This window comes from Mesorhizobium sp. B3-1-8 (assembly GCF_006439495.1).
GTDB lineage: Bacteria > Pseudomonadota > Alphaproteobacteria > Rhizobiales > Rhizobiaceae > Mesorhizobium.
Map to the genome: position 1 here is coordinate 114,812 of NZ_VFTK01000010.1, position 11,155 is coordinate 125,966.

Sequence of the window (11,155 nt, forward strand, 5' to 3'; positions counted from 1 at the left end):
AAAGGCGGTTTTCCGTCCGGAATTGCGTCAAACAAAAGAGCTAGACGTTCTCCCAGCCGTCCTTTTCTCCGGCGCGGAAAATAGCGTCGATGACTTTCTGGTTGAGCACGGATTCCTCCAGCGTGAAGACGCGGTCCTTGCCACCCTGCGCGGCACGCACGAAAGCCTCGCATTCCAGCCGGTACTGCTGAGTGCCCGGGAAGCGGAACACCTGCGCTTCGGTGTGGTTCTGGTTGTGCAGCTCGATGCGGTGATGCTCGTAGAGCCCGGCATTGAACGGGCCAAAAACCTCGATGAAGCCCTTCTCGCCGTGGAACACCATAACCTGGCGGGCCGCCATCTGCGTCGACAGATAGAAGGACAGCTCGAAGTCGCCGAAATCGGCACGGATCGAGGAATAGATGTCGGTTCCGAAGGTCTTGTCGCGCTCGATCGTCGCCTGCACGCGGATCGGCTCCTTGCCGGTCGAAAAGCGCGTCGACACCGTCGGATAGACGCCGATGTCGGGCAGCGCGCCGCCGCCGAGATCGAGCTGGTTGCGCATGTTCTTGGGGTCGACATTGTAATAGGAAAACGCGCCCTGCACATGCCGCAGCCGGCCGATGGCGCCGCCGGCGATGAGGTCGCGCACCTTGATCCATTGCGGATGGTAGACGACCATGAAGGCCTCGCAGACCAGCACTTTCTTTTCGTCGCGCAGCTTGATCAGCGGCGGGATGTCCTTGGCGTCGAGCGCCAGAGGCTTCTCGACCAGCACATGCTTGCCCGCTTCGATCGCCTTCGCCGTCCATTCGACATGCTGCGATGTCGGCAGCGGGATATAGACGCCGTCGACGTCCTTGGAGGCGAGCAGCTCCTCATACGAGCCGAAGGCATGGCGGGCGCCGAAACGCTCGCCCAACGCCTTGGCCTTCGACAGGTCGCGGCTGGCGATCGCCGACAGGACGCCGTTCTCCGAATCCACGATTGCCGGCAAAAGCTGCTCGCGGCCGATCTTTGCCGTCGACAGAACACCCCATCGGAACATCACGCTTCTCCATGTCGGTTTACAGGTAACGAGGTTTGCCCGAAATCGACGGAAAAGCCAATCGCAGACGCGGGCCACAAAACGCCTTCGTCATCCTCGGGCTTGACCCGAGGATCCATTCCGTAACCCTTGACGTAAAGTGCGGCGGCGCAGAATTCTGTAACCGTTGCAACGCTTTAGCGTCACGGAATGGATCCTAGGGTCTGCGCCCGTCGCTTCGCTCCTTGCTTCGCCCTAGGATGACGAACTCGAGGACGCGGGGCTTGGAACTACCCCTTCTCCCCATCAGCGTCATGTCGAAGTCGACGATGTTGGAATAGAGCGGCGTGCCGACATCCATCCCGTAGCGACCTGAGCACCTTGCCGGTGACGTGGAACTTGATCGTCCCACCCTTCAATCCGCCGAGCTCGGCCGCGAATTTTTCCGAAAACGTCTTGCCGCGCGCCGTCAGCCGGCCGGTGACAAGCGCCGTCGTGTCGCCGGTGCGGATGACGCTGGTCGAGCGGAACTGGATCTCCGGATTGTTGGCCGCGTCGAACACTGCGTCGGAGCGCAAGCTTCCGCCGGTGGTTTCGCTAATCTCAGAAGTCGCAGGAACGGCGCCGGCCTGGCGACCAGCCCCTTCTCCCCGTTCAACGGGGAGAAGATGCCGGCAGGCAGATGAGGGGCGGTGCCGACGGTTGAAAATTTGCTTATCAACCTTGAAGCGTGATCTTGCCGCGCTCCTACCCGCTCACCTTGAAGAAATCCACGAACGCCCTCAGCGCCGGCCGCATCTGCCTGCGGCTCGGATAGTAGACGAAAAAGCCCTCGAAGGTCGGGCACCAATCCTCCAGCACGCGGATCAGCCGGCCGTCGGCGAGCGGCGCTCGCACATAGGGTTCGAAGACGAAGGCAAGCCCGGCGCCGTCGACCGCCGCCTGGGCGATCAGGTGATCTTCGTCCAGGATCAGCGGCCCCTGGGCCGCGATCTCGATTTCCTCGCCGTCCTTCTCGAATTCCCAGCGGTAGAGGATGCCGCTGGAGAAACGGAAGCGGATGCAGCGGTGGTCAGCCAGCTCGCTCGGATGGCGCGGCTTCGGCATCACCGCGAAATAGGATGGCGCTGCGACCACCGCGCCGCGGATATTCGGCCCGATACGCACCGCGATCATGTCGCGCTGCAGGCTTTCGCCGAGCCGCACGCCAGCATCGAAACCGCCTTCGACCACATCGGTGAAGCGATCCTCGATGACGATCTCCAGCACGATGTCGGGATAGGCGGCGGCGAAGTCGGCAAGCCGTGGCGTCAGCACCAGATGCGCGGCGGTGCGCGGTACGGTCAGCCGCAGATTGCCAGCCGGCCGGTCGCGCGCCTCGACCGCCGTTTCCAGCGCCAGATCGATCTCCGACAGCGCCGGCCTTAGCCGTTCGAGCAATTGCGCGCCTTCCTCGGTCGGCGCGACGCTGCGCGTGCTGCGGGCCAGCAACCGCACGCCGAGCCGTGCTTCCAGGCTCGATACGGCATGACTGACCGCCGACGGCGCGATGCCGAGCTCGCGCGCCGCGCGGCGGAAGCTGGCGCATTGGGCGACGGTGGCGAGCACGGCGAGCTGGGAGAGGTTGGTCCGGTTCATTGTTCTATTTTATAGAGCAAGCCGTGCGAAAGAGAACCGATTATCGAACGGATCGCAAGACGTTATCTCCCTCCCACCGCAACAAGGAGATGCGTGATGAAAACCCGCAAGCTAGGAACTGAACTCGAAGTCTTCCCCGTCGGCCTCGGCTGCATGGGCATGAGCTTCGGCTATGGCGGCCAGCCGGAGACGGAAGCCATCGCCACGCTGCGCCGCGCCGTCGAGATCGGCGTCACCTTCTTCGACACCGCCGAAGTCTATGGTCCGTTCGAGAACGAGATCCTGCTTGGCAAGGCGCTGAAGCCGGTGCGCGATCATGTGACGATTGCCACCAAATTCGGCTTCAAGATTTCCGAGCACGGCTCGGGCATGGACCGCATGATCGGCGTCGACAGTCGCCCCGAGCACGTCAAGGCAGTGGCCGAAGCCTCGCTCAAGCGGCTCAATACCGACGTGCTCGACCTCTACTATCAGCACCGCGTCGACCCCAACGTGCCGATCGAGGACACGGTCGGCGCCATGACCGAGCTGGTGCGCGAAGGCAAGGTGCGGGCGCTCGGTCTGTCGGAAGTGAGCGGCGCGACGCTGCGCCGGGCGCATGCCGTGCATCCGATCGCTGCGGTGCAAAGCGAATATTCGCTGTGGAGCCGCGATCCCGAGGACGAGATATTTGCCGTCTGCCGCGAGCTCGGCATCGGTTTTGTCCCCTACAGCCCACTCGGCCGCGGCCTGCTCACCGGCACGCTCGACAAACCGGACGCGCTCGGCGCCGCTGACTGGCGCCGCACCCTGCCGCGCTTCCAGGCCGAAGCGATGGCAGCCAACAATGCGGTCATCGCCGTGCTGGAAAAGCTGGCGGCTGAAAAGGGCGTCACACCGGCGCAGCTGGCGCTGGCCTGGGTGCTGCACCAGGGCGATTTCATCGTGCCGATCCCCGGCGCAAGGAAGATACGCCATCTGGAGCAGAACACGGCGGCGGCCGGCATCGAGCTGAGCGCGGCGGAAGTAGCGGCAATCGGCGATGCGCTGTCGCCCGACAAGGTGGTCGGCAAGCGCTACACGGAGGAATTGCTGGCGCTGGTGAATGGGTGAAGGTGGCAAGGGCGCTTCGGCGCCCTTTTTGTTGACAGCTCGGCGCGAGGCCCCCCTCTCTGTCCTGCCGGACATCTCCCCCTCGAGGGGGGAGACTGGCAGTTCAGACGTCTCGCTTCTCCTTGCAATGTTGGCGATTGGCGAAAACCGGCGCGACATCCGATCTCCCTCCTTGAGGGGGAGATGTCCGGCAGGACAGAGAGGGGGGCCTCGCGCCGACCTATCTTATCTCTGTGCCCCTACCACGGCACCACACTGATCTCCGGCCAGTACTCCCGCGCCCTTTTCCCCTTGGCTTCATGCGTCCGCTGATTGTCCAGCACCCTGTTCGGCATAATCCGAAACGAAAAATGTCGTCGAGCCCGAACGGCGCCACCAGCTCCAACGCTCCGTCCCGTCCGAACCGCACCCCGACCGCATGCGTCTTCGAGGCAAAATAGCTCACCGACTCGCTCGCGCTCGCATAGCGCGGGCACTCCTGCCCGAATTTTTGCGGATACCACAGATGCACCCGCGCCTGGTTGCGCACCTCGACCGGCAGCGACAGTCCCGCGAAATGCTTCGCCGCCCGGCGGATCACCGCATCCTCTGCCTCGTAGGACAAATCGGCGTCGTCGAAATAGAACAAGTCGACATCCTTGATGCCGTATCCAGGCGGCTTGCCGGTCAGATGGTTCCAGACGCTGTTGTAGAGCGCGCCGGAAACCACCAGCCAATCCGGCAGCGCAAGCTCACGAACCCGCGGCAGCGTCTCGCTGAGCACTGGATCGGCCGCGACGATGGCGAGGAAGGCCGCGCGCTGTTCTTCGAAGGAAAGGCCGGAATAGCGGAGATGGTCCATCGCCCTTTGGAGGGCGATTCGCCATCGCTCCGCAATTCTGAATTCTTTAGGTCCGCAGCACGCCGCCCGTCTGCTTGTTGACGTTCTCGACGATGCGCTTTGCCAGCGCCTCGAAATCCTCGTCGGTCAGCGTCTTTTCGACCGGCTGGATCGACACTTCGATGGCGATCGACTTCTTGGCCGCCCCCAGCGAGGCGCCTTCGAACACATCGAACACCGAAACGCCGGTGACCAGCTTCTTGTCGGCGGCTAAAGCCGCACGCACCAGCGTGCCGGCCTCGACCGTCCGGTCGACGACGAAGGCGAAATCGCGCTTCACAGCCTGGAAGGGCGAGAGCTCCAGCTTCGGCTTGGTGCGCGTCGGCTTGGCCTTCGGCTCCGGCACGGCGTCGACGAAAACCTCGAAGCCGCAGAGCGGACCGGACACGTCCAGCCCGTCCAGCGTTTTCGGATGGAACTCGCCGAAGGTGCCGAGCACGGTCTTGGGGCCGAGCTTGATCGTACCCGAGCGCCCGGGATGGTACCAGGCGGGACCGCCCGGCTCGATCTGCAGCCGGTCGACCGGCGCGCCGCAGGCTTCGAGCGCGGCGATCGCGTCCGCCTTGGCGTCGAACACCCCGACCGGCCCGGCATTGCCGGCCCAGCTGCGCCCCGAACCGTCGAGCTTGGCGGTGCCGCGCCTGACACCGGCGGCGACGCGCCGCTGCTGTTCGGGCGCATCGCCTTCATAGGTGCCGGAGACTTCGAACAGCGCCACGTCGCCGATGCCGCGGTCGGCATTGCGCTGCGCGGCCGCGATCAGCCCCGGCAGCAGCGACGGCCGCATGTCGGACATGTCGGCGGCGATCGGGTTGGCGAGCTTGAGCCCTGTCTGGCCGCCGCCGAACAGCTCGGCGTGTTTTGCCGGAATGAACGACCAGGTGACGGCCTCCATCATGCCGCGCACCGCCAGCGCGCGCTTGGCCGAACGGGTGCGCACCTGCAGCGTGGTCAGGATCCTGCCGTTGACCGCGTCATGCGAGGTCAGCGGCTGGGCCAAGATGTTGTCGACGCCATGGATGCGCATCACCTCCTCGACCAGGTCGGCCTTGCCGTCGACATCCGGCCGCCAGGACGGCACCTCCACTTTGACGACGTCGCTCAGTCCTTTCGGCTCGAAGCCGAGCCGGGTCAGGATGCCGAGGGCTTCCTCTCTCGGCACCTCGATGCCGGTCAGCCGTTTCACTTCCGACAGCGGGAACGAGACGATCTTCGGCTTGTGGCCGGCATAGCCGGCAACCTCGATTTCAGAAGGCGTGCCGCCGCAGAAATCGAGCACCAGCTTGATCGCCAGCTCCACGCCCGGCACCATGAATTCCGGGTCGACGCCGCGCTCGAAGCGGTAGCGCGCATCGCTGATGATGCCGAGCGCGCGGCCGGTGCGGGCCGTGGTGATCGGATCCCAGAGCGCCGATTCGATCAGCACGTCGGTGGTGTTCTCGTCGCAGCCCGAATGCTCGCCGCCCATGATGCCGGCGATCGATTCCACGCCATTGTCGTCGGCGATCACGCACATTTCCGGCGTCAGCGTGTATTCGCGCCCGTCCAGTGCCAGCACCGTCTCGCCGTCCTTGGCGCGCCGCACCACGAGGTTGCCGGCGACCTTCGCGGCGTCGAACACATGCAGCGGCCGGCCGCGGTCGAAGGTGACGTAGTTGGTGATGTCGACCAGAGCGCTGATCGGGCGAAGCCCGATGGCGATCAGCCGCTGCTGCAGCCATTTCGGCGACGGGCCGTTCTTGACGCCCTTCACCAGCGTCAGCGCGAAGCCGGGGCAGAGCTCAGGCGCCTCGATCGTGACCTTGACCGGGCACAGGCCATCGCCGGCATGCGGCATGATCCCGCCACCGGTGAGCCGGCCAAGCCCGCTCGCCGCGAGGTCGCGCGCGATGCCGTAGACGCTGGTGGCGTCCGGCCGGTTCGGCGTCAGGTTGATCTCGATCACCGGATCGTCGAGATGCGCGTAGGCGGCGAAGCTGGTGCCGACCGGCGCATCCTGCGGCAAATCGATAATGCCGTTATGCTCGTCGGAGATTTCCAGCTCGCGCTCCGAGCACATCATGCCGTGGCTTTCGACGCCGCGGATCTTGCCGACAGAGAGCATCACGTCGATGCCGGGAACATAGGTGCCGGGCGCCGCGAAAGCGCCGATCAGGCCTGCGCGGGCGTTGGGCGCGCCGCACACCACCTGCACCGGCGGCTTGCCGTCGCCGGTGTCGACGGTCAGCACGCGCAGCCGGTCGGCGTCGGGATGCTGCACCGCAGTCAGCACCTTGGCGATGACGAAGGGCTTCAGGCCGGCCTTGTCGTCGACATGCTCGACTTCGAGGCCGATCGCGGTCAGCCGCTCGACGATCTCGCTGAGCGAAGCGTCGGTCTCGAGATGGTCCTTGAGCCAGGAGAGGGTGAATTTCATGGTTCTGTTCCGTTTGGTCCTTGCCCGTCCGACCCTTGTTGGTTGGGGCGGGGCACGCTGGTCTTCAGATGTCTGGGCAGATCGTCCGGCATGTGCAGGAAGGGCAGCTGCTCACGCACATAGGCATGCAGCGTCGGCTTGAAATAAGCCGGCATGTCCATGGCGCCGAGCATGAAATAGATCTGGTTGTCGAGCCGCTGGTCGATATAGGCGATCGGGGAGCCGCAAATGCCGCAGAACGAGCGCTCCACCGGACCGTTGCGGTAGCTTTTCAGCGATTTGCCGTTGAGCGCGACCTTGTCGGCCATGAAGCCGACAAAGGCCGACACCGGCGCGCCCGTGGCGCGCCGGCAATCGCCGCAATGGCAATAGCTGATGTGGTGCGGTTCGGCCGAAGCCTCGAACCGCACGGCGCCGCAGCGGCAACCCCCGCTGTGGGGTGCAGTCATGTCGACAGCCCCCCGAACAGCGTCGGCAGGTCGAGCGGCCTGAAGCCGTAATGCGAAAGCCAGCGCACGTCGGCGTCGAAGAAGGCGCGCAGGTCCGGCATGCCGTATTTCAGCATGGCAATGCGGTCGATGCCCATGCCCCAGGCGAAGCCCTGATACTCGTCGGGATCGAGCCCGCCGGCGCGCAGCACGTTGGGGTGGACCATGCCGCAGCCCAGGATCTCCATCCAGTCGGAGCCTTCCCCGAAGCGCACTTCGCCCGGACGCGAACGGTCGCACTGGATGTCGACCTCGAGGCTAGGCTCGGTGAACGGGAAGAAGGACGGGCGGAAGCGCATCTTGACCGACGGCACCTCGAAGAAGGCCTTGCAGAACTCCTCCAGCACCCACTTCATGTTGGCAATATTGGCCGACTTGTCGACCACCAGCCCCTCGACCTGATGGAACATCGGCGAGTGGGTGGCGTCGGAATCCTGCCGGTAGGTCTTGCCGGGGATGACGATGCGGATCGGCGGCTTCTGCCGCTCCATGGTGCGGATCTGCACGGGCGAGGTGTGCGTGCGCAACAGCTTGCGCTCGCCCTTCTCGTCCGGCTGGAAGAAGAAGGTGTCGTGCATTTCGCGCGCCGGATGCCCCTCGGGGAAATTCAGCGCGGTGAAATTGTAGTAGTCGGTCTCGATATCGGGGCCTTCGGCGATGGCGAAGCCGAGATCGCCGAAGATCGCCGCGATCTCGTCGATCACCTGGCTGATCGGATGGATGCGGCCGCGCTCGGCCGGCGACTGGCGCACCGGCAGCGTCACGTCGACCTTCTCGGCAGCGAGCCGGGCCGCGATCGCCACATCCTTCAGTTCCGCCTTGCGCGCGGCGAGCGCTTCGGTGACGCGGTTCTTCAGGCCGTTGATCGCCGGCCCCTTCACCTGGCGCTCCTCGGCGCTCATTGCGCCCAGCGTCTTCAGCATTTCGGAGACGGAACCCTTCTTGCCCAGCGCAGAGACGCGCACCGCCTCGATCGCGGCCTCATCCGCCGCCGCCGCGATTTCGGCGAGCAACGAGCCTTCCAGGGCTTCAAGATTTCCAGCGGTGGCGTTCACGGCGAAGCTCTCTCGGTCGGGCGACTGTCACCATTTCGGTTTCGTCGTCGCCATTTTGGTTACATCAGGCATAAGAAAAACCCGCGCCAGCCGTGCCAGCGCGGGTTCCCCAAATCAGTACTAAAAATGCTTGGGAAGCGCTGGCTTAGGCGACAGCGCTCTCAAAAGCATTCGGCGTGGTGTTCTTCAGATATTCGAGCGCGACCTTGGCCTTCGCGACCAGCGCGGCGAAAGCCTGCGGCTCGTGGATGGCCATGTCCGAAAGAACCTTGCGGTCGATCTCGATGCCGGCCTTGTTGAGGCCGTCGATGAAGCGGCCATAGGTCAGGCCGTGCTCGTGCGTCGCGGCGTTGATGCGCTGGATCCACAGCGCGCGGAACGAGCGCTTGCGGTTCTTGCGGTCGCGGTAGGCGTACTGCAGCGACTTCTCCACCGCCTGCTTGGCGATGCGGATGGTGTTCTTGCGGCGGCCGTAGAAACCCTTGGCGGCTTTCAGGACCTTCTTGTGCTTGGCGTGGGCGGTGACGCCTCTCTTTACGCGTGCCATGTCATGATCTCCTTAAAACGCTGTTCCGGAACCGAGTGCTCAGAGGCCGTTCGGCAGAAAATTCTTGATGACCTTCTTGCCGTCCGGTTCAGCCAGAACCATCGTGCCGCGGGCATCGCGAATGAACTTGTTGGAACGCTTGATCATGCCGTGGCGCTTGCCGGCGGCAGCCGACAGCACCTTGCCGGTGGCAGTAATCTTGAACCGCTTCTTGGCGGCCGATTTGGTCTTCATCTTGGGCATTTTGCTACTCCGTATTGGTGGCGCACCATCGCGCTTCTTTTTCGCTTCGGGCCGACCAAAGCCCGAAAAGCAAATGAAACCGCCACGGCATGCCCTGCCGGGCGGTTTTCTTGGAACGGCGGTCCTATAGATCAAAGACGGCCTGTACGCAACACCTCAAGCCATGCGACGCGCTGTCCTGGCTGCGCGCCGTTTCTACGGCAGCGTGAACCACACCGGCAGCATCCCCGACTGCTGCATGCCGTCGATCAGCTCGAAGGCCGGCAGCGCCACCAGGAACACCAGCCCGTCGAGCAGCGTGTTCAAGAGCAGGCGGGGCTTGAAGCTGCCGGTATCGCCTTCCTGGTAGAGCGAAAGGTTCGGGAAGAAGCGCGGCACCCTGGCGAGATAGGCCTGGTAGGGCGCGCCGAGCACTTCCTTGAGATACCGCTCCTCGCGCAGGATGACGATGTGGAAGGCGCCGGCGCAGAGCAGCGAAAACAGGACGATGCCGCTGAACGAGCCGATCTGCGCGCCGACGCCGGCGGCAGCGACGGTCGAAAACAGATAGAGCGGGTTGCGGGTGATCGAATAAGGCCCGCCGGTGACCACTTCGGCCGATTTGCGCCCGCCGATATAGAGCGTCGACCACAAGCGCCCGACGATGCCGAGGAAGATCAGAAGCACGCCGAACATCTCGATCGACTCGTGCATCGAGGTCTCGGGCGGAAAGCTCGATTGGCCGAACAGCAATGCGCAGAACAGCACCACGATCAGCACCGCCAGCACGATCCGGCGCATGTGCTGATAGCCGCCCAACCCTTCATTCTGGTTGTCGGCCGGGACCTTCACTTCATCGACCATGACCCCATCCGATCGCATTTTGCTCGCGATCGGGAAACCCGATCGTCGATTTGTTCGCGATCGCGAAGCGATCGTCGAGGTAGCCGGCGATCGGATGGAAAACAGGCGCCCCGCCGATCGCCGGGACGCCGTGCCCGGCAATTCGGGCGGATTTTAGAGCGGGATACGAAGAGCCCGGCAACTCTCGAAACCGTGATAGACGCGACGCTTTGACGGCCGCGCCTTTCCCGGTCAGCGCGGCGCCAGCACCATCATCATCTGGCGGCCTTCGAGCTTCGGCTCCGCCTCGACCTTGGCGATCGTCGCAACTTCCTCGCGCACCTTGTTCAGAAGCTGCATGCCAAGTTCCATATGCGCCATCTCGCGGCCGCGGAAGCGCAGCGTCAGCTTGACCTTGTCGCCTTCCTCGAAGAAGCGCCGCACGGCCTTCATCTTGGTCTCGTAGTCATGGCTGTCGATGTTCGGGCGCATCTTGATCTCCTTGATCTCGATGACCTTCTGGTTCTTGCGCGCTTCGGCCGCCTTCTTCTGGTTGGCGTATTTCAGCTTGCCGAGATCGAGGATCTTGACGACCGGCGGTACCGCGTTGGGCGATATCTCGACCAGATCGAGCCCGGCCTCTTCGGCCAGCAGCAATGCGTCGTTGATGGAAACATCGCCTCGGTTCTGGCCGTCGGCATCGATAAGCTGGACCCGGGGCACCCGGATGTCTCGGTTGGAGCGCGGCCCGTCCTTGGTGGGTGCCGCTGCTTTGAAAGGTCTGCGAATGGTCGTGGTCTCCTCGGCCGTTTCGTTCTGGGTTCTTTAGACAAAAAATAGGTGGACGCGCCTATGTGGTGAGCGCGGGGCGTGAGTCAATAGCATAGCCCCGCCGGAAAATCACCTGCCGCCTGGCAATTGTCTGCACCAAGCAAAGAAATGCCGCGAGCACTTTTCGTTGAACCACC

10 protein-coding genes and 2 pseudogenes are annotated in these 11,155 nt (G+C 64.0%); 1 reads left to right on the forward strand and 11 read right to left on the reverse strand.

Features of this window, described 5'->3' with window-relative positions:
- Positions 1–40: 40 nt before the first annotated feature.
- The 3 genes and pseudogenes from FJ424_RS11785 to FJ424_RS11795 form a co-directional block, all read right to left on the reverse strand.
- Complete coding sequence (locus FJ424_RS11785; protein ID WP_140641812.1) at positions 41–1,027, reverse strand: Gfo/Idh/MocA family oxidoreductase; 987 nt, start codon at positions 1,025–1,027, stop codon at positions 41–43.
- A gap of 271 nt (positions 1,028–1,298) precedes the next feature.
- A pseudogene (locus FJ424_RS11790) lies at positions 1,299–1,584 on the reverse strand (YceI family protein); the annotation flags it as partial.
- A 169-nt stretch (positions 1,585–1,753) separates the two neighbouring features.
- Complete coding sequence (locus FJ424_RS11795) at positions 1,754–2,644, reverse strand: LysR family transcriptional regulator (protein WP_140654479.1); 891 nt, start codon at positions 2,642–2,644, stop codon at positions 1,754–1,756.
- Between the two features lie 96 nt (positions 2,645–2,740).
- Here FJ424_RS11795 and FJ424_RS11800 point away from each other — a divergent pair, with 96 nt between their 5' ends.
- On the forward strand, positions 2,741–3,736 hold the full coding sequence (locus FJ424_RS11800) for an aldo/keto reductase (protein WP_140654477.1): 996 nt from the start codon (positions 2,741–2,743) through the stop codon (positions 3,734–3,736).
- 239 nt (positions 3,737–3,975) lie between these two features.
- On the opposite strand, the pseudogene FJ424_RS11805 reads toward FJ424_RS11800, so the two are convergent.
- From FJ424_RS11805 to infC, 8 genes and pseudogenes are all read right to left on the reverse strand, one after another.
- Positions 3,976–4,577: pseudogene (locus FJ424_RS11805) on the reverse strand (nucleotidyltransferase family protein).
- Between the two features lie 46 nt (positions 4,578–4,623).
- Positions 4,624–7,032, reverse strand: a complete 2,409-nt coding sequence (gene pheT / locus FJ424_RS11810; protein ID WP_140658709.1) for a phenylalanine--tRNA ligase subunit beta — start codon at positions 7,030–7,032, stop codon at positions 4,624–4,626.
- Positions 7,029–7,481, reverse strand: coding sequence for a GFA family protein (locus FJ424_RS11815; protein WP_140658710.1), 453 nt, complete (start codon positions 7,479–7,481; stop codon positions 7,029–7,031). Before FJ424_RS11815 ends, pheT begins: the two co-directional genes overlap by 4 nt.
- Entirely contained in the window at positions 7,478–8,575 is a 1,098-nt protein-coding gene (gene pheS / locus FJ424_RS11820) for a phenylalanine--tRNA ligase subunit alpha (protein ID WP_140658711.1), read from the reverse strand. Before pheS ends, FJ424_RS11815 begins: the two co-directional genes overlap by 4 nt.
- 145 nt (positions 8,576–8,720) lie before the next feature.
- Positions 8,721–9,122: a 50S ribosomal protein L20 gene (gene rplT / locus FJ424_RS11825; protein ID WP_042637600.1), complete on the reverse strand. Its 402-nt coding sequence runs from the start codon at positions 9,120–9,122 to the stop codon at positions 8,721–8,723.
- Between the two features lie 39 nt (positions 9,123–9,161).
- Positions 9,162–9,365 (reverse strand): 50S ribosomal protein L35, encoded by a 204-nt coding sequence (gene rpmI / locus FJ424_RS11830; protein ID WP_027166935.1) that lies wholly within the window; start codon positions 9,363–9,365, stop codon positions 9,162–9,164.
- 195 nt (positions 9,366–9,560) lie between these two features.
- Positions 9,561–10,208 (reverse strand): isoprenylcysteine carboxylmethyltransferase family protein, encoded by a 648-nt coding sequence (locus tag FJ424_RS11835; RefSeq protein ID WP_140641798.1) that lies wholly within the window; start codon positions 10,206–10,208, stop codon positions 9,561–9,563.
- 231 nt (positions 10,209–10,439) lie between these two features.
- On the reverse strand, positions 10,440–10,976 hold the full coding sequence (infC, locus tag FJ424_RS11840) for a translation initiation factor IF-3 (protein WP_095767981.1): 537 nt from the start codon (positions 10,974–10,976) through the stop codon (positions 10,440–10,442).
- Positions 10,977–11,155 lie beyond the last annotated feature (179 nt).

What these genes read in the sequence shown, in the direction of transcription:
- FJ424_RS11785 (WP_140641812.1), bottom strand. Translation starts at nt 1,027, where the DNA reads ATGTTCCGATGGGGTGTTCTGTCGACGGCAAAGATCGGCCGCGAGCAG.
- FJ424_RS11795 (WP_140654479.1), bottom strand. Translation starts at nt 2,644, where the DNA reads ATGAACCGGACCAACCTCTCCCAGCTCGCCGTGCTCGCCACCGTCGCC.
- FJ424_RS11800 (WP_140654477.1), top strand. Translation starts at nt 2,741, where the DNA reads ATGAAAACCCGCAAGCTAGGAACTGAACTCGAAGTCTTCCCCGTCGGC.
- pheT (WP_140658709.1), bottom strand. Translation starts at nt 7,032, where the DNA reads ATGAAATTCACCCTCTCCTGGCTCAAGGACCATCTCGAGACCGACGCT.
- FJ424_RS11815 (WP_140658710.1), bottom strand. Translation starts at nt 7,481, where the DNA reads ATGACTGCACCCCACAGCGGGGGTTGCCGCTGCGGCGCCGTGCGGTTC.
- rplT (WP_042637600.1), bottom strand. Translation starts at nt 9,122, where the DNA reads ATGGCACGCGTAAAGAGAGGCGTCACCGCCCACGCCAAGCACAAGAAG.
- rpmI (WP_027166935.1), bottom strand. Translation starts at nt 9,365, where the DNA reads ATGCCCAAGATGAAGACCAAATCGGCCGCCAAGAAGCGGTTCAAGATT.
- FJ424_RS11835 (WP_140641798.1), bottom strand. Translation starts at nt 10,208, where the DNA reads ATGGTCGATGAAGTGAAGGTCCCGGCCGACAACCAGAATGAAGGGTTG.